This window comes from Streptomyces sp. NPDC037271, from assembly GCF_055603605.1.
In genome coordinates this window covers 35,585-57,136 of the sequence record NZ_JBVJVN010000034.1, presented here as the reverse complement: position 1 = coordinate 57,136, position 21,552 = coordinate 35,585, and the positions used below count along the sequence as shown (strand labels likewise).

The following is a 21,552-nucleotide window of genomic DNA, read 5'->3' as shown; positions in this document are numbered from 1 at the left end:
CGTTCGGCCCGAGCAGGGCGAACACGGAACCGGCCGGGATGTGCAGGTCGACGCCGTCGAGGACGGTCTTGTCGCCGTACGACTTGCGCAGCCCGACGGCGGAGACGGCGGCCGGGGACGCCTGACCGCCCCCCTGCCTGGACGTGGACATGACAGATGAAGGCATGGAGTCCTCCCTTTCGAGGGGCGAGGTGATCGGGGTGAGTGGGCGGGCCCGCGGGGCGGGGCTCAGGCCTTGGCGCGCCGGACGTCGATGTTCCCGTGCCGGGTGCGGGCGCGGACCTTGACCGTGTCGTCGCCCTCGTGCGGTGTCTCGGACGCGGTGAGCGAGTTGCGTACCTGGCCGGAGCCCGCGTGGACGTCGAGCCAGGCGGCCGTGCCCTCACGGACACCGACCTCGATGGCGCCGTAACTGGTCTCCAACTGGACGGTGCCGCGGACCGCGTCGCCCACGCGCAGGGTTCCGTGGGCGGTGGTGGCGGTGACCGAGTCCTCGGCGCGGGCGATGTCGATGTCGCCGTTGGCTCCGCTCACCCGCAGCTCGCCGGTCGCGGCGCCGACGGTCGTGGTGCCGTGCGAGTTCTTCAGGACGGCGGGGCCGTCGAGCAGGCCGACGCGCAGGCTGCCCGAACTGGTGGTGATCTCGGCCGCGCCCTCGACCCGGTCCACGGTGATCGAGCCGTGCGACGCGGTCAGCTTCAGAGGGCCGGTCGCATCGAGGCGGACGTCGCCGGACGAAACCTTCACGTGGACTTCGCCGAGCCGGCCCTCGCCGAGCACCTGGGTCCAGGCACCGGTCAGGTCGACGCGCGAGCCCGTGGGCAGTTCGACCGTCACGTCGACGGTGCCGGTGCGCCCGAACAGGCCGGACTTGGGCGTCCTGACGGTCAGTTCGCCGTTCGCGTACGTCACCTCGGTCTGGTCGGCCGTCCGCACGTCCAGGTCCTTCCCGGGGTCGCGGGGCCGCACCTCGACGACGGTTTCGACGCGGTCGCCCGCGGCGAACTGGATGGAACCGGCCTCCACGCGCGCCGTGGCCGAGATCGCTTCGGGAGTGTCGAAAGAAGGCATGGCTGTCCCGTCCTCTTGGGTCTTCAGGACGTCCCGGCTGAGGGGACGTGGTGTCGGTGAAGCGGTGCGGGTGAGCTGGTGAGCGGGTGTGCGAGTGAGCGGGTGTGCGGATGTGCGGGTGAGCCGGCGCTTGGTGAGGTGGCGCCGCGTGCGCCGGGCGCGGCTAGCGCACCCAGCCCGTGAAGCTCTGTCCGAGCGTCCGGGTCTTCTCCGCCGCCTGCGGCCGGGTGCCGCCGTCGACCGCGGCCGACACGGCACGCACCAGCCACGCGTTGACCGACAGGCCCTCGCGGCTCGCGGCCTCCTCCGCGCGCGCCTTGAGGTGGGCCGGCAGGCGCAGGTTGACGCGGGCGGTGCCGCCCTCGTCACCTTCGGCCGGGACCGAGGCCGCGGCCCTGGGCGGTTCCACGGGGGCGGCCGGCTCGGCGGGGGCACGGTCGTCGGTGGGCGGCGGCGTCACCACGAAGTCCGGGTCGAGCCCGCGCAGCCGCACGTCGACCGAGCCGGGGGCGAGTTCACGGGTGATCTCGTCCATCGCGGCGGAGAGCACGTTGAGCATGGTCAGCCGGGTCGCCGACTCCAGCGGAGCGGTGAGCCTCTCGGCCAGCACACGGGCGTCTTCCCCGCCGGCTTCGGCGGCCACCGCGAGTTCACGGCGGAGAGTGTCGACATACGGGGTGAGGTCCATGACGCCATTATGGCACCACAGTGGCGCCACACGCAAGCATGCGCGGCACCGAACCCGACGGAACGCCGAGAAAACCCCTCCGACCTGCGGAAACGCACCCAACACTGCACGAACGACGACGACATCGGCACGTTGGGACACTCCCAGGTGCCGTGAAATGGCACCGCTTGGCACCAGGTGGCGCCGTATGGCGCCGTATGGCGCCAAGCGGGCCGGCCGGTGGTGCAGGCACTCAGCGGCACCCCGGCCACCCCGCCGTGGCGGCGTCACTCACAGAAGACCCGCACCTTGGTGCCGGAGTCGTCGACGTCGATGGCGACCTCGTCGAGCTGGTCGACGAGGTCCTCCATCTGCTGCGGCTTGAGTTCGGTGAGGTCGATCGGCACCCCGGACCTGTTCAGTTCCGCGTTGGCCTTGGCGAGCGCCTGCGGAGGGACCAGGCTCGTGAGCCGGACCCCGGCACGCAGCAGCTGCATCGGGACGCGGATGTCGACCCGGCTCGGCCCGTCACCGCCGGGTTCGTCCACCGCGTCCACCACCACGCGCAGGTACTTGGCCCGGGGCTTCGGGCGGGGCGAGGCTCCCGGCGGCGCCTCGGGCCGGTCTCGCTCGAGGGCGTCGATGAGCCGCTCGGCCTCGTCCGCGGTGATTCTGCCCTCGGCCAGCATCTCCAGGACCTGGCGGCGCTGCTCGTTCATGATCTCCCCATCCCTCCGACTCATCCGACGCTTACCAGCACGGCCGTCCGGCCCTGCTCGATCTCGATCCGGGTGCCGGGCAGCGCCCACAGCAGCTGCCCGGCGCCGCGCAGCGCGCCCACCGGGCTCACCCGGGTGACGAGGCAGGCGACCAGTCCGGCCGCCACGGCGAGCAGCAGCAGCGGTGACAGCACCACCAGCACCGGCAGGACGGGGACGTACAACCGCCGCCGACGGCTGCCCGGGCGGCGCCAGCACACCGTCACCAGCTGGGGGATCACCGGGACCTCTCCAGCTCGGCCAGCGCCTCCTGGGCGCTGATCTCCCCCCGGCGCAGGCGGTCGACGACGTCGGCGGCACCGGTCGGCGCCGGGTCGGTGTCGACGAAGTCGAGGTGCTCGGCGATCCGCTTCAGCCGGGACTTGACCGTCGGGTAGCTCACCCCGAAGATCCGCTCCATCTCCTTGATCGAACCGTGCGACCGCACGAACGCGGCGACGAACACCTGGTCGTCGATGCCGAGCTGAGCCAGCTGCGGCGGCTCGAACTGCCCCTCGATCGCGACGCCGCTGTCGGCGAGGCGGACCCGCTCGACCACGAACGGCCGCCCTTGCGTCAGGTCCGTCAGTTCCTGCCAGTCCACCCTCGGCTCCCTGCCTTCGACTCGACGACCGCGCTCATCCCTGTTTGTACTTTGATTTTCTTAAGCGGTCAACGGCTACACCTTCATTTTCTTCATTCCACGTTCGTGGAATTCAACTCGCTCGCGCCCGCCGCGTTGGCGCAGCGCGCGGCCAGTTCGGCGAACGCGCTGGTCAGTTGGGGCGGGCCGACGACTTCGACGTCGGCGTCGAAGCGGCAGAGCGCGGCGGCGAGGCCGGTCCACGACCAGGAGCCGAGGGTGAGGCGGCAGCGGTCGGGGCCGAGTTCTTCGACGACCGCGTCCTGCGCGAAGGGGGCCACGGCCCGCGCGGGGAGGTCGAGGACGACCTCGCCGATGCAGGGCCAGTCGGCGGTGGAGCCGTCGGTTCCGCGGAAGTGGCCGGTGACGAACGCGGCCACGTCGCCACCGGGGACCTCGCGCGGGCTGAAGCGCGGGCCGGTCGGAGTGCGCGGGTGTACGCGGTCGACGCGGAAGGTGCGCCAGTCGGCACGGTCGAGGTCCCAGGCGACCAGGTACCAGTGGCCGCGCCGGGTGACGAGGTGATGGGGCTGTACGCGGCGGGGCCGACCGGTGGAGCCGGTGGCGTCGTGCCCGTAGTCGAAGCGCAGCTCCTCGCGGGCGTGGACGACGCGGCTCAGCTCCATGAGGACCGCCGTGTCGACCGGTGCCGCGTCACCGGACCCGGGCGACGGAACGGCGGTGACCCGCACCATGTCGATGCGCTGCCGCAGGCGGGGCGGCATGACCTGGCGAACGGTGGACAGCGCCCGTGCGGCGTCCTCGCCGATCGTGCCGCTGGTGACCGCGGACTGCAGGGCGAGGGCCAGGGCGACGGCCTGGCCGTCGTCGAACAGCAGCGGGGGCAGTTGCGAGCCGGCGTCCAGGCGGTAGCCGCCGGAGGGCCCCTTGAAAGCGAGGATCGGGTAGCCCAGCTCCCGTAGCCGGTCGATGTCGCGGCGCACGGTGCGCGGGGTGATGTCGAGCCGCTCGGCGAGATCGTCACCGGACCAGTCGCGATGCGCCTGAAGCAGTGAGAGCAGTGCGAGCAACCGCGAGGAAGTCTTCTGCATGCCCACCATTGTGGGCGCGGTACAGGACACAACCTGTCCGCTACCCCTGGAACGGTGAACCCCGGGTCCACCAGAGAGCAGGGCCCGCGAGAGAGCACAGAACCGCCGAGAGCAGGGAGAAGGCCATGGCCGTCACGACCACCACCCATCTGAACTTCCGGGGCGACGCCCGGGCGGCGCTGGACCACTACCGGTCCGTCTTCGGCGGACGCGTCACCGCCGTCACGTACAAGGACACCGGCAACACGCGGAACGAGAACGAAGCGGACTGGGTGACGTGGGGCGAGGTGGTGGGCGACAACGGCTTCCACGTCATGGCCTACGACGTGCCCTCCGACCTGCCCTGGGACCAGGGCAGCCGCCCCTTCTTCGTCTCCGTGCGCGGTGACGACACGGACGAGATCAGCACCCTCTGGCAGAAGCTGGCGGAGGGATCGACGGTGGTGCAGCCCCTGGAACCCTCGCAGTGGGCCCCGCTGTACGGCATGCTCACCGACCGCTTCGGCGTGACCTGGGTCCTGGACGTGGCGGCCCCGTACAACGGCTGATCCACACAGCGGGGAGGGAGGGGGCGCGAGCGGGCGGGCGTGTCGGTCCGCGCCCTGCCGCGCCCGCCCGTGCCGTGCGGTGCCGTGCCCCCGTGTCGCGGACGGGATCGGCGCCCGCCCGGTCAGCCGCCCGGCGGCCCACCGGTGAGCGGCCCGTCCTCCACGGCCCCGACGACCGTGAACCCGATCACCGCCCCTCCCCCGGCCCGCCGGTAGGCGAACGGCGCTCCCCCGTGCGCCAGCGCCACCTCCCGCACGATGGACAGGCCGAGGCCCGAGCCGGGCCGGGAGCGGGCGTCGGCGGCGCGGTAGAAGCGGTCGAAGACACGGGTCAGGTCGGCGTCACGGATGCCGGGGCCGCGGTCGAGGACCTCGACGCGGATCGTGCCCGGGAGGGCGGGTCCGGCGACGGCGACCTCGATGGGGCCGGTGCCTTCGGGGTCGAACTTCGCGGCGTTCTCGACCAGGTTGGAGAGGGCGCGGGCCAGCATGGCGGGCCGGCCCTGCGTCGTCGTCCCTCCGCAGGCCCGTACGCCGATCTCCCGGCCGGTGCGGCGCCGGGCCAGGGCCGCCACGTCGTGCGCGATCCGGGCCACGTCGACCCGCTGCGGGGGCTCGCCGGCCCACTGGCCGGCCGCCAGTTCGACCAGTTCGTTGACCAGGTCGGTCAGCTCGCGGGCCTCCTGCCCCAGGTCGGCGACCAGTTCCTCGCGGGCGGCGGGCGGGAGTTCGTCGATCCGGCGCAGCAGCGAGATGTTGGTCCGCAGCGAGGTCAGCGGCGTACGCAGCTCGTGGCCCGCGTCCTGGACCAGGCGCCGCTGGTCCTCCTCCGACTGGGCGAGGCGGCCCAGCATCAGGTCGAAGGCGCGGCCGAGGCGGCCCACCTCGTCGGGGCCGGTGACCGGGACCTGGATGCCGAGGCGGCGGGTGCGTGCGACGTTCTCGGCGGCGGAGGTGAGGACGACCAGACGCCGGGTGATGCGCCTGGCCAGCCACCAGCCGAACAGTCCGGCACCCGTCACGACCGCCGCCATCAGGAGCAGCGTCCGCCGTTGCAGCGTCCGCAGCAGGTCCTCGGTGTCACTGAACTCCTGCGCCACCTGCACCGCGCCCCGGCCGCCGCCGAGGGCGACGGTCGCGACCCGGAAGGCGTCGTGGCCGACGCCGACGTCCTCGTGCTCGACCATCCGCCCCGCCGTCGCCGCGCCCGCGGTCCGCCGGTCGGCGCCGGTGACCGGCAGCCGCGGGCCGGCCGGGTCGAAGATGTCACCGTCCGGCCCGAGCACCTGCACGTCGGTGCGGGCCGGGCGCACGATGTCGTGGCCCGGCGCGGACGTGGAGAAGTCGAGGGGCGAGAGCCTCCGCAGGCGCACCTCGGCCCGCAGGTCCTGCACGACCTGGTCGAAGACGGACTCCTGGTCCACCCGGACCAGCCGGGCCGCGGCGCTGTACGACAGCACCCCGACGACGACCGTGACCACGGCGGTGACCGTCGCGAACGACACCGCGAACGTCGTCCGCAGCGACAGCAGCCGGGGCCGGCGCCCGAGCGGGGAGTGGCCCACTCAGTCCTCCCGCAGCACGTAACCCACCCCGCGCACGGTCTGGATCAGCTGCGGCGCCCCCGGCCGGTCCAGTTTGCGGCGCAGGTAGCCGACGTAGACGGCGAGGTTCTTGGAGCCGGGCCCGAAGTCGTAGCCCCAGATGCGGTCGTAGATGGTGGAGTGGTCGAGCACGATGCCCGCGTTGCGGACCAGCAGTTCCAGCAGCTCGAACTCGGTGCGGGTCAGTTCCAGCTCACGCCCGTCCCGCCAGGCGCGGCGGGCCCGCGGGTCCATGCGCAGTCCCGCCGCCGCGAGGTACCGGCCGTCGTCCGGCTCGTCCGGAACGGGGCCGGACCGCGACGGGGCCGGGCCGCCCGGCCGAGCGGGGCCGTCCGCTCCGGCGGTGCCGTCCGGCTGCCCCGCCTCCGCACGGCCGTCGGCACGGCCGTCCATGCGGCTCTCCGTCCGGCCGTCCATACGACCCTCCGTGCGGCCTTCCGTGCGGCGCAGCAGGGCGCGCAGCCGGGCGAAGACCTCCTCGACGTCGAAGGGCTTCACCACGTAGTCGTCGGCGCCCGCGTCCAGGCCCGCGATGCGCTCGGCGGTCTCCACCAGCGCCGTCAGTATCAGGATCGGCGTGGAATCGCCCTCCGCGCGCAGCGCCCGGCAGACCTGGAGGCCGTCGATGCCCGGCATCATCACGTCCAGCACGAGGACGTCCGGCCGGCCGCGGTGGGCCTGCGCCAGCGCCTCGACGCCGTCCGCGACCGCGGTGACCCGGTAGCCCTCCAGGGTGAGGGCGCGCTCCAGGGCGTGCCGGATGGCGCGGTCGTCTTCGGCGAGCAGAACAGTCCGGGGCACGCGCCCAGTCTGCCAAGGCCAGGGCCCCTGCGACCGGACGGCCGGGGTTCTTACCGAGATCTCACCCGGCGGGCCGCAGCGCGGCGAGCCGCTCCTCGAACGGCACGATCCCGTCGGCGTCCGCGGCCGGCTCCACGGCCGGCTTCACGGCCGTCGACAGCCCGGCCGTCAGCGCCGCCAGCTCCCCGGCCGCCCGGTCGATCCGCCCGTCCAGCCCCTCGGCTCCCCAGTCCTCCGAGGCGGCGTAGACGCCGGTCGGTACGACGACGGCCTTGAGGTGGGCGAAGAGCGGTCGCAGCGCGTGGTCCAGGACGAGCGAGTGCCGGGCCGTGCCGCCGGTCGCGCCGATCAGCACCGGCTTCCCGGCGAGGGCGTCCGCGTCGGTCACGCTCAGCGCGTCGAAGAACGACTTGAACAGCCCGCTGTACGACGCCGAGAACACCGGCGTGACGACGATCAGGCCGTCGGCCGCCGCCACCGCGTCGAAGGCGGCGGACAGGTTCCGCCCGGGGAAGCCGTTGGTGAAGGTGTGCGCGATCTCCACGGCGAGATCGCGCACCTCGACCACCTGGACCTCCGCGGACGCCGGTGGGGCGCCTGCGGCGACGGTGGCGGCGGCCAGCCGGTCGGCGAGCAGCCGGGTGGAGGACGGGACGCCCAGTCCCGCGGAGACGACGACGAGCTTCACGCCCGTACTCCTTCCTTGCGCGCGCCGGCCAGCAGCGACGCGTGGGTGGGGGCGTCCGGCACGGCGGCCGGGCGGTTCTTGGCGAACTCCTCGCGCAGGACCGGCACGACCTCCTCACCGAGCAGGTCGAGCTGCTCCAGCACGGTCTTCAGGGGCAGCCCGGCGTGGTCCATGAGGAACAGCTGGCGCTGGTAGTCACCGGCGTACTCGCGGAAGGCGAGCGTCTTCTCGATCACCTGCTGCGGGGAGCCGACGGTGAGCGGCGTCTGCTCGGTGAAGTCCTCCAGCGACGGCCCGTGCCCGTAGACGGGGGCGACGTCGAAGTACGGCCGGAACTCGCGCACCGCGTCCTGGCTGTTCTTCCGCATGAACACCTGCCCGCCCAGGCCGACGATCGCCTGCTCGGGGGTGCCGTGCCCGTAGTGGGCGTAGCGGGCCCGGTACAGCTCGACCATGCGCTTGGTGTGGTCGGCGGGCCAGAAGATGTTGTTGTGGAAGAAGCCGTCGCCGTAGTACGCGGCCTGCTCGGCGATCTCCGGGGACCGGATCGAGCCGTGCCAGACGAACGGCGCGACACCGTCCAGCGGGCGGGGCGTGGAGGTGAAGCCCTGGAGCGGGGTGCGGAACTTCCCCTCCCAGTTCACGACGTCCTCGCGCCACAGGCGGTGGAGCAGGGCGTAGTTCTCGACCGCGAGGTTGATGCCCTCGCGGATGTCCTTGCCGAACCACGGGTAGACCGGCCCGGTGTTGCCGCGCCCCATCATCAGGTCCACCCGGCCGTCGGCCAGGTGCTGGAGCATCGCGAAGTCCTCCGCGATCTTCACCGGGTCGTTGGTGGTGATGAGGGTGGTGGAGGTGGAGAGGATCAGCCGCTCGGTGCGGGCCGCGATGTAGCCGAGCATCGTGGTCGGGGACGAGGGCACGAAGGGCGGGTTGTGGTGCTCGCCGGTCGCGAAGACGTCCAGGCCGACCTCCTCGGCCTTCAGCGCGATGGCGACCATGGCCTTGATGCGCTCACGCTCGGTCGGCGTCCGGCCCGTGGTCGGGTCCGGGGTGACGTCGCCGACGGTGAAGATGCCGAACTGCATGGTCGCTCAACCTCCGAGTTGTTGACGGTTCAACTATACTCGTGGAACGGAGGACCCCCGGGCGTTATTCCGCCCCCCGTTCCTCCCCGTGCGAAGCTGCCCCCATGCTGGTCCTCCGCTCCGCCGCCCTCTTCGTCGTCGCCGCCCTCTTCGAGATCGGCGGCGCCTGGCTGGTCTGGCAGGGCGTGCGCGAACAGCGCGGCTGGCTGTGGGCCCTCGGCGGGGTCCTCGCCCTCGGCGCCTACGGCTTCGTCGCCACCTTCCAGCCCGACGCCCACTTCGGCCGCATCCTCGCCGCGTACGGCGGGATCTTCGTGGCCGGCTCGATCCTGTGGGGCGTGGTCGCGGACGGCTACCGCCCCGACCGCTGGGACATCACCGGGGCGCTGGTCTGCCTCGCGGGGATGGCCGTGATCATGTGGGCGCCCCGCAACGGCGGCTGACTACCCTGGTCGGCGACCGTCCGCACCGCACCCGTCACGCAACAGGAGCAGCCCATGGCCACCGCAGCCGCCCCGTCCGCCGCCTCCCGCATCGCCGTCGTCACCGGTGCGAGCAGCGGCATCGGCGCCGCTACGGCCCGGCAACTCGCCGAAGCCGGCTACCGCGTCGTCCTCACCGCCCGCCGCAAGGACCGCATCGAGGCGCTGGCGGAGGAGATCCAGGCGGCCGGCCACAAGGCCACGGCCTACCCCCTGGACGTCACCGACCGCGCGGCCGTCGACGAGTTCGCCACCGCCTTCAAGACGATCGGCGTCCTCGTCAACAACGCGGGCGGCGCGCTCGGCGCCGACCCGGTGGCCACCGGCGACCCGGACGACTGGCGCCGCATGTACGAGACGAACGTCATCGGCACCCTCAACCTCACCCAGGCCCTGCTCCCCGGGCTGGAGGCGAGCGGCGACGGCACGATCGTCGTCGTCTCCTCGACCGCCGGCCTCTCCACCTACGAGGGCGGCGCGGGCTACGTCGCCGCCAAGCACGGCGAACACGTCCTCGCCGAGACCCTCCGCCTGGAGATCGTCGGCCGCCCGGTCCGCGTCATCGAGATCGCGCCCGGCATGGTGAAGACCGACGAGTTCGCCCTGACCCGCTTCGGCGGCGACCGGGACAAGGCGGCCAAGGTCTACCAGGGCGTCGCCGACCCCCTGACCGCCGACGACGTCGCCGACACCATCACCTGGGCGGTCACCCGCCCCGCCCACGTCAACATCGACCTCCTGGTCGTCCGCCCCCGCGCCCAGGCGTCGAACACGAAGGTGCACCGGGAGGGCTGACGCCGAAGATCACCGGTGGGGCTGACGACGAAGGCGCACCCGGTAGGGCTGACGCCGAGGCGCACCGGGAGGGCTGACGCCGAGGCGCACCGGGAGGTGCTGACGCCGGACGCCGCCCCGGAGGTCAGCCCTTCACGCAGACGACCTGCTTCAGCTTCGCCACGACCTCCACGAGGTCGCGCTGCTGGTCGATGACCTGGTCGATGGGCTTGTAGGCGCCCGGGATCTCGTCCACGACGCCCGAGTCCTTGCGGCACTCCACGCCCCGCGTCTGCTCCTCCAGGTCCTTCGTGGAGAAGCGCCGCTTGGCCGCGTTCCGGCTCATGCGCCGGCCGGCGCCGTGGGAGGCGGAGTTGAAGGACTCGGCGTTCCCGAGGCCCTTCACGATGTACGAGCCCGTACCCATGGAGCCCGGGATGATCCCGTACTCGCCGGAACCGGCCCGGATCGCGCCCTTGCGGGTGACGAGCAGGTCCATCCCGTCGTAGCGCTCTTCGGCCACGTAGTTGTGATGCGCGCTGATCTCCGGCTCGAAGGCCGGCTTCGCCTTCTTGAACTCCTTGCGGACCACGTCCTTCAGGAGCGCCATCATCAGGGTGCGGTTGTACTTCGCGTACTCCTGCGCCCAGAACAAGTCGTTGCGGTACGCCGCCATCTGCGGGGTGTCCGCGACGAACACCGCGAGGTCGCGGTCGACCAGGCCCTGGTTGTGCGGGAGCTTCTGGGCGATACCGATGTGGTGTTCGGCGAGTTCCTTGCCGATGTTGCGGGAACCGGAGTGCAACATCAGCCAGACGGAACCGGTCGTATCCGTGCAAACCTCAACAAAGTGGTTGCCGCTTCCGAGCGTTCCCATCTGCTTTCCGGCCCGCTCATGACGGAACTTGACCGCCTCCGCCACTCCGTCGAACCGCCCCCAGAAGTCGTCCCACCCGGCCGTCGCCAGCCCGTGGAAGCGCCCCGGCTCGACGGGACTGTCGTGCATCCCCCGGCCCACCGGAATCGCCTGCTCGATCTTCGAGCGCAGCCGCGACAGGTCGCCCGGGAGGTCGTTCGCCGTCAGGGACGTCTTCACCGCCGACATCCCGCAGCCGATGTCCACGCCCACCGCCGCCGGGCACACCGCGCCCTGCATGGCGATGACCGACCCGACCGTCGCCCCCTTGCCGTAGTGCACGTCCGGCATGACCGCCAGGCCCTTGATCCACGGCAGGGTCGCGACGTTGCGCAGCTGCTGGAGGGCCACGTCCTCCACGGTCGCCGGGTCGGTCCACATCCGGATCGGCACCTTCGCCCCCGGCATTTCCACGTACGACATATCGTCCTCATTCCCCCGGAAACAAACAGAAGTCTCAATGCGCAAAACCGGCGCCAAGGTCGACCAAAGAGACAACCGACCGGCGTTCACGGCAGCGCGTGCGATACACATTGTCTGCAGGGGGCGCCCCGTCGCGGCAAGCGAATAACGAGCGGGGACACTGGAGTACCGACCCACAGCCACACCGGCGAGAGGAGCCGCACCGTGCAGCGGAAGGCCTACGTACCCGGCGTCGCCGCCCTCCTGGCGGCGTTGCTGGCCGGCTGCACCGGCGGCTCGGACGACGGAGCCACGTCGGACGATTCCAACCCGGGACAGCCCGGTGTCGCGGCCGAGGCGGCCGAGCCCGGCAAGTACCGCTTCCTTCCGGAGCCGTGCGGCGCGGTCGGCGACAAGTCACTCGACGCGCTCCTGCCCGGCATCGAGGAGATCGCGGACCAGGAGCAGCGGGAGAAGGCGTACGCGGGCGAGGCGACGCCCGCCTACGACACGGACCGCAAGGTCGGCTGCCGCTGGAAGGTGGAGTCGGCGGACGCCACCAACCATCTCTTCGTCGACTTCGAGCGGGTGGTCTCGTACGACAACGAGGTGAGCGACGACAGCGAGGCCGAGCAGCTCTTCGCCAAGCAGGTGGAGGCGGCCGACCTGCCCGTACCGGTCACCTCGGAGCCGGGGTCGGCGTCGGGCTCCGAGTCGGCGTCGGACGCGGAGTCGCAGTCCGAATCGGAGTCAGGATCCGAGTCGGAGTCAGGGCCGGAGTCGGGATCGGAGTCGACGCCGGCTGCCGGTTCGAAGTCTGAGCCGGCGTCGGGTGCGGGTTCCGCGCCCGGTGCCACGCCGGGATCCGCGTCGCCGTCCGGCTCCGCGTCACCCGGCACGCCCTCCGCCACGGCTTCCGGCTCCGCGTCGTCCGGCGCCCCCTCGTCGAGCCCGTCCGCCGACGCCACGCCCACCGGCCTCCAGCCCCGTCTGCTCGACGACCTGGGTGACGAGGCGTTCGTGGACGACGAGCTGGGCAGCTCCGGTTCGACGGCGAAGCGCCGCACGGTGACTGTGGCGTTCCGCACGTCGAACGTCGTGGTGACCATCGAGTACGCGGAACAGCCGGCGACGCTCGGAGTCGTGCCGGACAGCGAGGAAATGCAGGACATGGCGCGGAAACTGGCGTCCCGGCTGGCGGATTCACTGAGCGGTTGAGCCCCGCCCGGGCCCGCCGGCGTCCGCGTGCGAAGCACCTGGAGCGGACCGCCCGGTTCCCCCAACGCGTACCGTGGCCCCCCGGACCCGTTCCGACCGCAGGAACCACGAGTGCCATGAGTGAAGGAACCATGCAGCGACGAGCCCAGCGTGATCAGCGAGCGAAGCGACTCACCCGCGTCCTTGTCGGCGCGGCCGCCGTACCCGTGATGCTGGTGGCAGCCGGCTGCTCCTCGGACTCCGGCTCCGACGACGGCGAGGGCAAGGCCGCGGCCAAGGCGTCCCCGTCGAAGTCGGCGAGCCCGTCCCCGACGGTGCGGCCCGCGGCGTACGGGAAGCTTCCGGAGCCGTGTTCGGTGCTGTCGAAGAAGACGCTGGACGACCTGGTGCCGAAGGCCAAGTCCGGCAAGGAGGGCGCGTCCAACGACACCGCGACACGCGCCGGTTGCTCCTGGGACAGCCTGGACGACAACGGCGTGAAGGGCTCCCAGTTCCGCTGGCTGAGCGTGTCGATGCTGCGCTTCGAGTCGGATCTGACGCGCGGCGAGGGCGACAAGCTGGCGCGCGACTACTACGCGAAGCAGCTGAAGGACGCCCAGTCCACGCAGGGCGCGAAGGGCCTGCAGACCACGCCGGTGAGCGGCACGGGTGACGAGGCCGCGGTCGTGCGCTACGACCTGAAGAAGAAGGAAGGCACCTTCAAGCAGCAGACGGTCGTCGCACGCGTCGAGAACGTCGTCGTCACCGTCGACTTCAACGGCGCGGGCCTGGCCGGCGACAAGACGCCGGACGCCGACGACCTGACCAAGGACGCCCAGAAGGCCGCCAAGGAGGCCGTGGCCGCGGTGACGAAGGCCAACGGCGGCGGTACGTCGAGCGGCTCGTCGGCGCCGTCCGGCTCGGGCTCCGGATCGGGCTCCGGATCGGACACGGACTCCGACTCGGATGCGGACGGGAAGACGCGCAAGTCGTCGTCGAAGACGGGCTGACGGGCCGTACCGACCCACCGGCCACCCGTCCCCCGCACACATGTGCCACTCTGTTGCGCGCAACAACAGGCACTGGGAGGGGAGTACGGGTGGCCGCACCACTGGAGCTGACACGGACGCATCGCGTTCTGATCGGCATGGTCGTCTTCGGTGCCGTCATCATCGCCGGGATCGGCTTCGCGGGTTCGTACGCGGCGGTGCGTGAACTCGCGCTGCAGAAGGGCTTCGGGAACTTCAGCTACGTCTTCCCGATCGGCATCGACGCGGGCATCTGCGTGCTGCTGGCCCTGGACCTGCTGCTGACCTGGATCCGCATCCCCTTCCCGCTGCTGCGGCAGACGGCCTGGCTGCTGACGGCGGCGACGATCGCGTTCAACGGCGCGGCGGCCTGGCCCGACCCGCTGGGTGTGGGCATGCACGGAGTGATCCCGGTCCTGTTCGTGGTGTCCGTCGAGGCCGCCCGGCACGCGATCGGCCGGATCGCCGACATCACCGCCGACAAGCACATGGAGGGCGTCCGCCTCACCCGCTGGCTGCTCTCGCCGGGGCCGACCTTCCTGCTGTGGCGCCGCATGAAGCTGTGGGAGCTGCGCTCCTACGAGCAGGTCATCAAGCTGGAGCAGGAGCGCCTGGTGTACCAGGCCCGGCTGCGTTCCCGCTTCGGCCGCGGATGGCGCCGCAAGGCCCCCGTGGAGTCCCTGATGCCGCTGCGCCTGGCCCGCTACGGTGTGCCGCTGGCGCAGACGGCCCCGGCGGGCCTGGCGGCGGCGGGCATCGAGCCGGCCCTGCTCCCGCCGGCGCCGCAGCCGGACGCGGGCGCGGGCGACGGTGCCGCCGGGACGCCGCCCGCCCTGCGGAAGGCGGAGCCCGCGAGCGGGCAGCGCCCCGAGCTGCCGGGCGGCCGGGAGCCGGAGCAGGCGCGGGAGGAGTCGGCGCGGGAGGAGCCCGCGGTGGGCCGGGACCCCGGACCGGACCGGAAACCCGGAGCGGACCGGCCCGCCGAACCCGACGAGGTCCCCGAACCGGACGGGGTCCCCGCGCCGGACCAGAACCCGTGGCTGCACGCCCGGGACCCGCAGTCCGTCGAGTACCACGGCGACTACGACCCCGCTTACGACCCGGACCAGTACGCCCAGTGGGAAGCGGAACAGCGGCAGGCCGAGCAGTACCGGCAGCAGTTCGAGGAGGAGCCGCCGGTCCAGGAGCCCTCTCCGGAGGACACCGGGAGCTTCCCCATCCCGGTGGGTCCGCACCGCACCCGCGAGCTGGGTGAGGGCGGCGGTGTCCCGGGTGTCCAGGCGCCGGACGACGAGGCGTACTACCAGGTCTTCAAGCAGTCGATCCACGACAGTTTCCCGACCCCGCGCGAGTTCGGTGAGAACGTCGAGGCGACGTACGGCACCTCGCTGTCGGACGCCGATGCCAAGCGCATGGTCACCCGCTACTCCAACCGCTTCAACGCGGAGCTGGAGGAGAACCACATCGCCTGACCGGCGGGACGGAACGGACGTACGTACGGCGAAGGGGGCACCCGGTTCGCACCGGGCGCCCCCTTCGCCCGTCCCCCGACGCCGGACGCCCCCTGCCGTGTGACGCCGTCTACTCGCCGAGCAGATGCCGTACCCGCTCCTGCCCGACCGCGAGCAGCAGCGTGGGCAGGCGCGGGCCGGTGTCGCGGCCGACGAGCAGGTGGTAGAGCAGCGCGAAGAACGACCGCTGGGCGGTCTTGATCTCCGGCGGGAGTTCCTTGGCCGTGGCGTCGGCGGGGAAGCCGGCCTGGACCTTGGGCACGCCGTAGACGTGGTGGGTGAGCCCGTCCAGCGACCAGTGGCCGGCGAGCCCGTCGAGCAGCAGCCGCAGGGACTGCCGGCCCTGCTCGTCCAGGGACTTCAGCAGTTCGGCGTCGGGCTCGTCGCGGACGATGGTGCGCTGGTCGGCGGGGACGTGGGTGTTGATCCACGCCTCTGCCTTGTCGTAGCGCGGCCGGGCCTCGTCGAGCGCCGTCAGCGGGTTCGCCGGGTCGAGCTCGCTGAGGATGCGCAGCGCCTGGTCCTCGTGTCCGGCGGTGATGTCGGCCACGGAGGCGAGGGTCCGGTACGGCAGCGGCCTGGGCGTCCGCGGCAGCTCGCCGGCGGCCGTGCGGACGGCGCGCGCGTGGGCGGCGGCGTCGGCGGGCAGCGCGCTGCCGTCGGCGACCTTGGCGTCGAGGCGGTCCCACTCGTCGTACAGCCGCTGGATCTCCTGGTCGAAGGCGATCTTGAAGGACTGGTTGGGCCGGCGGCGGGCGTACAGCCAGCGCAGCAGCTGCGGTTCCATGATCTGCAGCGCGTCGGCCGGGGTGGGCACCCCGCCCTTGGAGGAGGACATCTTCGCCATGCCGCTGATGCCGACGAAGGCGTACATCGGCCCGATCGGCTGCTCGCCGCCGAAGATGCCGACGATCTGCCCGCCGACCTGGAACGACGACCCGGGAGAGGAGTGGTCCACGCCGCTGGGCTCGAAGACGACCCCCTCGTACGCCCAGCGCATCGGCCAGTCGACCTTCCAGACGAGCTTGCCGCGGTTGAACTCGCCGAGGCGGACCGTCTCGGAGAAGCCGCACTCGGTGCAGGCGTAGGTCAGCTCGGTCGAGTCGTCGTCGTAGGCGGTGACCGTCGTCAGGTCCTTCTCGCAGTTGCCGCAGTACGGCTTGTACGGGAAGTACCCGGCGGCCGAGCCCGAGCCGTCGTCCTCGGCCGCGGCGCCGGATCCCTCGGCGGCCTCCAGCTCGGCCTCGTCGACCGGCTTCTGCGACTTCTTCGCGGGAGCCTTCTTGGTGCGGTACTGGGCGAGGATCGCGTCGATGTCCCGCCGGTGCCTCATGGCGTGCAGGATCTGCTCGCGGTAGACACCGGAGGTGTACTGCTCGGTCTGGCTGATCCCGTCGAACTCCACGCCCATCTCGGCGAGCGAGGCGACCATGGCGGCCTTGAAGTGCTCGGCCCAGTTCGGGTACGAGGAGCCCTTCGGGGCCGGGACCGAGGTCAGCGGCTTGCCGATGTGCTCGGCCCACGTCTCGTCCACGCCGGCGATCCCGGCCGGAACCTTGCGGTAGCGGTCGTAGTCGTCCCAGGAGATCAGGTGCCGGACCTCGTGGCCCCGGCGGCGCACCTCGTCGGCGACCAGGTGCGGGGTCATGACCTCGCGCAGGTTGCCCAGGTGGATGGGGCCGGACGGGGAGAGCCCGGAGGCGACGACGACCGGTTTGCCCGGGGCACGGCGCTCCGACTCGGCGATGACCTCGTCCGCGAAACGGGAGACCCAGTCGGTGGTCTCTGTGCTCTGAGCCACGATCGGCACGTCCTCTTTCCTGGAACTTCTCTGGAACTACTCCTGAGGCAGCCCGTACGGTCGCACGGCTGACCGCTCCATTCTCCCAGCCCGGCCCGCATCCGCGAAAACCGCTTTTCACCGCGTGGGATACTCGGCTTCTGTAGCTACAGAAAGCCTCACTCCCGGAACCCCGAGCAGAACGGCGAACCACTCCATGGCCTCGGTCACGTCCCTCAGCGACTCCGTCCAGCAGCACCTCGCGTCCGCCCTCACGGCCACCCGGCCGGAGGCCGCCGGCGCGGACCCGCTGCTGCGCCGAAGCGACCGGGCGGACTACCAGGCCAACGGCATCCTCGCCCTGGCCAAGAAGGCCAAGGCGAACCCGCGGGAGCTGGCCGCCGAGGTCGTCGCGCACATCACCACCGGCGACCTGATCAAGGACGTCGAGGTCTCCGGGCCCGGCTTCCTGAACATCACGATCGGCGACCGCGCGATCACCGAGAACCTCGCCGCGCGGTACGCGGACGACACGGGCCGCCTCGGCGTCCCGCACGCCGCGCACCCGGGCACGACGGTGATCGACTACGCCCAGCCGAACGTGGCGAAGGAGATGCACGTCGGCCACCTGCGCTCCGCGGTGATCGGCGACGCCGTCGTCCAGCTGCTGGAGTTCACCGGTGAGACGGTCGTGCGCAGGCACCACATCGGTGACTGGGGCACCCAGTTCGGCATGCTCATCCAGTACCTGGACGAGCACCCGCACGAGCTGGACCACAAGGCCGCCGAGGACGGCGCGGTCTCCGGCGAGGAGGCGATGTCGAACCTCGACCGCCTGTACAAGGCCGCGCGCAGGCACTTCGACTCCGACGAGGAGTTCAAGACGCGGGCGCGGCGCCGGGTGGTCGACCTCCAGGCCGGGGACCCGAAGACGCTCGCCGCGTGGCAGAAGTTCGTCGACGAGTCGAAGATCTACTTCTTCTCCGTCTTCGAGAAGCTGGACATGGAGATCCGCGACGCCGACATCGTCGGCGAGTCCGGCTACAACGACATGCTGGCCGAGACCTGCCGCCTGCTGGAGGAGTCGGGCGTCGCCGTCCGCTCCGAGGGCGCGCTGTGCGTCTTCTTCGAGGACGTCAAGGGCCCGGACGGCAAGCCGGTCCCGCTGATCGTGCAGAAGTCGGACGGCGGCTACGGCTACGCGGCCACCGACCTCTCCGCGATCCGCGACCGCGTCTTCAGCCTGAAGGCGGACACGCTGCTCTACGTGGTCGACGCCCGCCAGTCCCTGCACTTCAAGATGGTCTTCGAGACCGCCCGCCGGGCCGGCTGGCTGAACGAGGACGTGACGGCGGAGCAGCTGGCGTTCGGCACGGTCCTCGGCAAGGACGGCAAGCCGTTCAAGACCCGTGCGGGCGAGACGGTCCGGCTGGTCGACCTCCTCGACGAGGCGATCGACCGCGCGTCCGCCGTCGTCCGGGAGAAGGCGCAGGACCTGTCCGAGGAGGAGATCGCCGAGCGGGGCACCCAGGTGGGCATCGGCGCGGTCAAGTACGCGGACCTGTCGACGTCGGCGAACCGGGACTACAAGTTCGACCTGGACCAGATGGTCTCGCTCAACGGCGACACGTCCGTCTACCTCCAGTACGCCTACGCCCGGATCCGGTCGATCCTGCGCAAGGCGGGCGACGTACGCCCGGCCGCGCACCCGGAGCTGGAGCTGGCCGAGGCCGAGCGCGCCCTGGGCCTGCACGTGGACGCGTTCGCGGAGACGGTGGCGGAGGCGGCCCGGGAGCACGCCCCGCACAAGCTGACGGCGTACCTGTACCAGGTGGCGTCGCTGTACACGTCCTTCTACGACAAGTGCCCGGTCCTGAAGGCCGAGACGCCCGAGCAGGTGGAGAACCGCCTGTTCCTGTGCGACGTCACGGCCCGCACGCTGCACCAGGGCATGGCGCTGCTGGGCATCCGGACGCCCGAGCGGCTCTGACTCCCCGCGCCGGGCGCACGGCACGCGGCCCGTCCTTCCCCCGGAGGGGAGGACGGGCCGCGGTGGGTTGGTGGGACGGCTGGTCCGTCAGAGCCTGTTGGCCCACTTCTTGAAGCCCGACTTGGTCCCGGAGCCGGCGATGCCGTCGATCGGGCCGGTGTAGTCGCCGTTGGCCCTCAGCAGGCGCTGCACCGCCTTGACCGTGTTGGTTCCGACGATTCCGTCGATCTTGTCGTCGTAGCCCCAGTTCTTGGCCAGGCAACGCTGGAACGCCTTCCAGCTGTTGGTGCCGAGGTATCCGTCGATCGCGTCGTTGTAGTTCCAGTGCTTGGCCAACCAGCGCTGGACGTTCCTGGCCTCCGCCCGGGTGAGCCCCAGGTTGACCACCGCGAGCGGCGCTGCGGCCTCGGCGTTCACCGCCTGCTGCTGGGTCTGGGCGGGAGCCGCCACGGCCGTGCCCGCGGTGGCCAGACCGCCGGCCGCGATCCCGGCGGCGGCGGTGACACTGACGAGTGCCTTGGTGAGAGTTCGCATGCTGTTCCCCTCCGTTGACGTGCGTTGGCCGGAGCCGACCGCAACGGCCGGCTCCGCAACGAGCCTGAGGGTCGGGCGGCGCGCCCGGCCACAGTTGGCTCAGAAGTGTCGTCCTCCCGGGACGTCCCACTCGCTGACCTGCTGGGACGTTGCCCGCCGTGTCGGGATGGCGGGACGACCGGGAGCGGGGACGGCTGATTCCGTACAGGAGCGGGATCAACGCTCATGAGCGCCGTGACGGTTGATGCAGAATGAGGACGGGACACCGGGGCCGGACCAGCGGTCCCCGGCGCGAGCGGGGGGAACATGTCGCGTTGGAAAGAGTTGCCCGCCACCCTGCACCCACACGTCCACCAGTTGATCGTGCGATTGCGCAAACTGAAGGACCGCAGCGAACTGAGCACCCGCCAGCTGGCCGCGAAGACCGGCTACAGCGCGAGGTCGTGGCAGCGCTACCTGAACGGCGGGGCGCTGCCGCCCCGGGCGGCCGTCGAGGCGGTGGCCCGCATCGGCGGTGACGATCCGACCCGGCTGCTGGTGCTGCACGAGATCGCCGCCGAACGCTGGGCGGAGGGGCCGGTGGCCGGCTCCGAGGCCCTGGACAACCCCCCGGAGACCGCTCCGGAGACACCGGCGCACTCGCCCGCGGAGCGGCAGCCGTACGGGCGTTACTCCCACGTCGTGTTCACGGCGGGAGCGGTGGCCCTGGTGCTGTCCGTCTCCGCGGCGCTCCTGCTGGCCGTGCGGCTCGCCGAAGCCCGCGCCCAGCTCGCGAAGGGCCGCCCGGGCACCATCGTGACGGCCCCGGCCACCGTGTCGGAGTCCCTGGTGCCGGTCGACTACACCTGCCGGCTGGAGCAGAGCGACGGACGCTGGTACGCGGGTCTGAGCCGGACCACGGACACCATCCTGGCGTACACCCACGTGGGACCGGAAGTGGCCGAGGCGCAGTGCCTGTTGCGTCGGGCGGGGATCACGCCGGGAGACATCGACGGTGTCTTCGGGCCGAAGACGCAGCGCGCGGTCGTGCGTATCCAGACGCGGGACGGACTCGTCGTGGACGGTGTCATCGGCCCGCACACCTGGAAGGCCCTGCGGGAGGCGGCACCGAAGTGAGCCCGGAACACACCAGGCTGGTCACGGCGCTGCGAGAGCTGAGGGCCCGTACGGGGCTGAGCCTGGCGGCACTGGCGGAACGGACGGCGTACAGCAAGTCCTCCTGGGAGCGTTACCTCAACGGCAAGGTCCTGCCTCCTCCCCAGGCCGTACGGGAACTGTGCCGGGTAGGCGACGAACCGGAAGGGCGGCTGCTGGCCCTGTGGGAGATCGCCGATTCGCGGTGGAGCGGACGCGCGGCGGTCCTCGCCCCCGCCGCCGAGGAACCGCAACCCCAGCCGCAACCCCGGCCGCCGGAACCGCCGCCACCACCCTCCGGGGCCGGACGGCCGCGCGGCCGCAGGGACGGACTCGTGGCGGTGCTGGCGTCGGCGTACACGCTGCTTGTCGGTGGTGTGGTGCTGGTACTCCTCCTGCTGCCGGACCGGGACACCGCTCAGGACGAACCGCTGTCGGCCTCCGCCCCGTACTCCCTCGCCCCGCAATGCCACGGAGCCGCCTGCGAGGGCCGGGACCCGATGCGCATGATCTGCGGCATCGATCCCGACACCCTCACCACTCACCGCACCGCCACCGGCGCCCACGTGGAGCTGCGCTACAGCGAGAAGTGCGGCGCCAGCTGGGCCCGGGCCTGGGGGACCCTGATCGGCGACCGGGTGGAGGTCACGGTGGGCGGCCCGACCCGCGATGTGCGCATCACGGGCCGGGCCGAGGCAGAGGCCTACGTCTACACCGGAATGACGGTGGCCCACCCCGGCAGCACGGTCCGCGGCTGCTTCGTGCCCGCGTCGGCGGACGGCGAACGGGAGTGCTTCGAGGCACGCGTGGGCGGACCCGCCGGCACGACCCGGCCGCCCTCGTCCCAGTAGCGCCAGGCCCTCCGGGGACGCCGATGCCGAAGT

General features: G+C 71.8%; 22 protein-coding genes and 1 pseudogene. 9 read left to right on the top strand and 14 right to left on the bottom strand.

The features are described 5' to 3' along the window. From ACZ7G3_RS33950 to ACZ7G3_RS33920, 7 genes and pseudogenes are all read right to left on the bottom strand, one after another. Positions 1-166 (bottom strand): annotated as a pseudogene (locus ACZ7G3_RS33950) (ABC transporter); the annotation flags it as partial. A gap of 62 nt (positions 167-228) precedes the next feature. Beyond that, a complete protein-coding gene (locus ACZ7G3_RS33945) occupies positions 229-1,071 on the bottom strand; it encodes a DUF4097 family beta strand repeat-containing protein (protein ID WP_470930355.1) in 843 nt (280 codons plus the stop codon). Positions 1,072-1,234: 163 nt separating this feature from the next. After that, positions 1,235-1,759 (bottom strand): hypothetical protein, encoded by a 525-nt coding sequence (locus ACZ7G3_RS33940; RefSeq protein WP_470930353.1) that lies wholly within the window; start codon positions 1,757-1,759, stop codon positions 1,235-1,237. Positions 1,760-2,025: 266 nt separating this feature from the next. After that, a complete protein-coding gene (locus ACZ7G3_RS33935; RefSeq protein ID WP_470930351.1) occupies positions 2,026-2,457 on the bottom strand; it encodes an SHOCT-like domain-containing protein in 432 nt (143 codons plus the stop codon). Between the two features lie 20 nt (positions 2,458-2,477). After that, positions 2,478-2,738 (bottom strand): hypothetical protein, encoded by a 261-nt coding sequence (locus tag ACZ7G3_RS33930; protein WP_426524850.1) that lies wholly within the window; start codon positions 2,736-2,738, stop codon positions 2,478-2,480. Beyond that, complete coding sequence (locus ACZ7G3_RS33925; RefSeq protein ID WP_426602944.1) at positions 2,735-3,100, bottom strand: DUF2089 domain-containing protein; 366 nt, start codon at positions 3,098-3,100, stop codon at positions 2,735-2,737. The genes ACZ7G3_RS33930 and ACZ7G3_RS33925 overlap by 4 nt, the downstream gene beginning before the upstream one ends. Positions 3,101-3,192: 92 nt before the next feature. Next, a complete protein-coding gene (locus tag ACZ7G3_RS33920) occupies positions 3,193-4,191 on the bottom strand; it encodes a helix-turn-helix transcriptional regulator (protein WP_470930350.1) in 999 nt (332 codons plus the stop codon). Between the two features lie 125 nt (positions 4,192-4,316). On the opposite strand from ACZ7G3_RS33920, the gene ACZ7G3_RS33915 reads away from it, so the two are divergent. Further along, the gene (locus ACZ7G3_RS33915) at positions 4,317-4,739 is read left to right on the top strand and encodes a VOC family protein (RefSeq protein WP_426524856.1); all 423 of its coding nucleotides are present in this window, start codon (positions 4,317-4,319) and stop codon (positions 4,737-4,739) included. Positions 4,740-4,861: 122 nt separating this feature from the next. Here ACZ7G3_RS33915 and ACZ7G3_RS33910 read toward each other — a convergent pair whose 3' ends face one another. The 4 genes from ACZ7G3_RS33910 to ACZ7G3_RS33895 all read right to left on the bottom strand — a co-directional run bounded on the left by ACZ7G3_RS33910 (position 4,862) and on the right by ACZ7G3_RS33895 (position 8,920). Beyond that, on the bottom strand, positions 4,862-6,304 hold the full coding sequence (locus ACZ7G3_RS33910) for a sensor histidine kinase (protein ID WP_470930349.1): 1,443 nt from the start codon (positions 6,302-6,304) through the stop codon (positions 4,862-4,864). Beyond that, on the bottom strand, positions 6,305-7,144 hold the full coding sequence (locus tag ACZ7G3_RS33905) for a response regulator transcription factor (RefSeq protein WP_470930348.1): 840 nt from the start codon (positions 7,142-7,144) through the stop codon (positions 6,305-6,307). 61 nt (positions 7,145-7,205) lie between these two features. Beyond that, on the bottom strand, positions 7,206-7,832 hold the full coding sequence (locus ACZ7G3_RS33900; RefSeq protein ID WP_470930347.1) for a CE1759 family FMN reductase: 627 nt from the start codon (positions 7,830-7,832) through the stop codon (positions 7,206-7,208). Then, entirely contained in the window at positions 7,829-8,920 is a 1,092-nt protein-coding gene (locus ACZ7G3_RS33895) for an LLM class flavin-dependent oxidoreductase (RefSeq protein ID WP_470930346.1), read from the bottom strand. Before ACZ7G3_RS33895 ends, ACZ7G3_RS33900 begins: the two co-directional genes overlap by 4 nt. Before the next feature lie 104 nt (positions 8,921-9,024). Between ACZ7G3_RS33895 and ACZ7G3_RS33890 the strand changes: the two genes are divergently transcribed. Both ACZ7G3_RS33890 and ACZ7G3_RS33885 read left to right on the top strand, forming a co-directional pair. Continuing rightward, the gene (locus ACZ7G3_RS33890; protein WP_426602932.1) at positions 9,025-9,363 is read left to right on the top strand and encodes a YnfA family protein; all 339 of its coding nucleotides are present in this window, start codon (positions 9,025-9,027) and stop codon (positions 9,361-9,363) included. Positions 9,364-9,417: 54 nt separating this feature from the next. Further along, positions 9,418-10,197, top strand: coding sequence for an SDR family NAD(P)-dependent oxidoreductase (locus tag ACZ7G3_RS33885; RefSeq protein WP_470930345.1), 780 nt, complete (start codon positions 9,418-9,420; stop codon positions 10,195-10,197). 124 nt (positions 10,198-10,321) lie between these two features. Here ACZ7G3_RS33885 and ACZ7G3_RS33880 read toward each other — a convergent pair whose 3' ends face one another. Further along, entirely contained in the window at positions 10,322-11,515 is a 1,194-nt protein-coding gene (locus ACZ7G3_RS33880; protein ID WP_470930344.1) for an RtcB family protein, read from the bottom strand. Between the two features lie 204 nt (positions 11,516-11,719). Between ACZ7G3_RS33880 and ACZ7G3_RS33875 the strand changes: the two genes are divergently transcribed. The 3 genes from ACZ7G3_RS33875 (at position 11,720) to ACZ7G3_RS33865 (ending at position 15,191) form a co-directional block, all read left to right on the top strand. Then, positions 11,720-12,712 carry a DUF3558 domain-containing protein gene (locus ACZ7G3_RS33875; protein WP_470930343.1) on the top strand — a complete coding sequence of 331 codons (993 nt, stop codon included), beginning with the start codon at positions 11,720-11,722 and terminating at the stop codon, positions 12,710-12,712. 116 nt (positions 12,713-12,828) lie between these two features. Continuing rightward, complete coding sequence (locus ACZ7G3_RS33870) at positions 12,829-13,701, top strand: DUF3558 family protein (RefSeq protein WP_470930342.1); 873 nt, start codon at positions 12,829-12,831, stop codon at positions 13,699-13,701. An 89-nt stretch (positions 13,702-13,790) separates the two neighbouring features. After that, entirely contained in the window at positions 13,791-15,191 is a 1,401-nt protein-coding gene (locus ACZ7G3_RS33865; protein WP_470930341.1) for a DUF2637 domain-containing protein, read from the top strand. Positions 15,192-15,300: 109 nt separating this feature from the next. Here the strand turns inward: ACZ7G3_RS33865 and lysS are convergent, their stop codons facing one another. Then, positions 15,301-17,040 carry a lysine--tRNA ligase gene (gene lysS, locus ACZ7G3_RS33860; protein ID WP_470930340.1) on the bottom strand — a complete coding sequence of 580 codons (1,740 nt, stop codon included), beginning with the start codon at positions 17,038-17,040 and terminating at the stop codon, positions 15,301-15,303. Positions 17,041-17,227: 187 nt separating this feature from the next. On the opposite strand from lysS, the gene argS reads away from it, so the two are divergent. Further along, positions 17,228-19,000 carry an arginine--tRNA ligase gene (argS, locus tag ACZ7G3_RS33855; protein ID WP_470930339.1) on the top strand — a complete coding sequence of 591 codons (1,773 nt, stop codon included), beginning with the start codon at positions 17,228-17,230 and terminating at the stop codon, positions 18,998-19,000. 87 nt (positions 19,001-19,087) lie between these two features. On the opposite strand, the gene ACZ7G3_RS33850 is transcribed toward argS, so the two are convergent. After that, positions 19,088-19,534 carry a peptidoglycan-binding domain-containing protein gene (locus ACZ7G3_RS33850; protein WP_470930337.1) on the bottom strand — a complete coding sequence of 149 codons (447 nt, stop codon included), beginning with the start codon at positions 19,532-19,534 and terminating at the stop codon, positions 19,088-19,090. Between the two features lie 306 nt (positions 19,535-19,840). Here ACZ7G3_RS33850 and ACZ7G3_RS33845 point away from each other — a divergent pair, with 306 nt between their 5' ends. After that, positions 19,841-20,650 carry a peptidoglycan-binding protein gene (locus ACZ7G3_RS33845; RefSeq protein WP_470930335.1) on the top strand — a complete coding sequence of 270 codons (810 nt, stop codon included), beginning with the start codon at positions 19,841-19,843 and terminating at the stop codon, positions 20,648-20,650. Next, entirely contained in the window at positions 20,647-21,519 is an 873-nt protein-coding gene (locus ACZ7G3_RS33840; protein WP_470930333.1) for a helix-turn-helix domain-containing protein, read from the top strand. Before ACZ7G3_RS33845 ends, ACZ7G3_RS33840 begins: the two co-directional genes overlap by 4 nt. Positions 21,520-21,552: the final 33 nt, after the last annotated feature.

Excerpts from the sequence above, each read along its gene's own strand:
- ACZ7G3_RS33890 (WP_426602932.1), top strand. The coding sequence starts at position 9,025 with ATGCTGGTCCTCCGCTCCGCCGCCCTCTTCGTCGTCGCCGCCCTCTTC.
- argS (WP_470930339.1), top strand. The coding sequence starts at position 17,228 with ATGGCCTCGGTCACGTCCCTCAGCGACTCCGTCCAGCAGCACCTCGCG.
- ACZ7G3_RS33920 (WP_470930350.1), bottom strand. The coding sequence starts at position 4,191 with ATGCAGAAGACTTCCTCGCGGTTGCTCGCACTGCTCTCACTGCTTCAG.
- ACZ7G3_RS33935 (WP_470930351.1), bottom strand. The coding sequence starts at position 2,457 with ATGAACGAGCAGCGCCGCCAGGTCCTGGAGATGCTGGCCGAGGGCAGA.
- ACZ7G3_RS33870 (WP_470930342.1), top strand. The coding sequence starts at position 12,829 with ATGAGTGAAGGAACCATGCAGCGACGAGCCCAGCGTGATCAGCGAGCG.
- ACZ7G3_RS33915 (WP_426524856.1), top strand. The coding sequence starts at position 4,317 with ATGGCCGTCACGACCACCACCCATCTGAACTTCCGGGGCGACGCCCGG.
- ACZ7G3_RS33940 (WP_470930353.1), bottom strand. The coding sequence starts at position 1,759 with ATGGACCTCACCCCGTATGTCGACACTCTCCGCCGTGAACTCGCGGTG.
- ACZ7G3_RS33880 (WP_470930344.1), bottom strand. The coding sequence starts at position 11,515 with ATGTCGTACGTGGAAATGCCGGGGGCGAAGGTGCCGATCCGGATGTGG.
- ACZ7G3_RS33845 (WP_470930335.1), top strand. The coding sequence starts at position 19,841 with ATGTCGCGTTGGAAAGAGTTGCCCGCCACCCTGCACCCACACGTCCAC.
- ACZ7G3_RS33850 (WP_470930337.1), bottom strand. The coding sequence starts at position 19,534 with ATGCGAACTCTCACCAAGGCACTCGTCAGTGTCACCGCCGCCGCCGGG.
- ACZ7G3_RS33895 (WP_470930346.1), bottom strand. The coding sequence starts at position 8,920 with ATGCAGTTCGGCATCTTCACCGTCGGCGACGTCACCCCGGACCCGACC.
- ACZ7G3_RS33945 (WP_470930355.1), bottom strand. The coding sequence starts at position 1,071 with ATGCCTTCTTTCGACACTCCCGAAGCGATCTCGGCCACGGCGCGCGTG.
- ACZ7G3_RS33885 (WP_470930345.1), top strand. The coding sequence starts at position 9,418 with ATGGCCACCGCAGCCGCCCCGTCCGCCGCCTCCCGCATCGCCGTCGTC.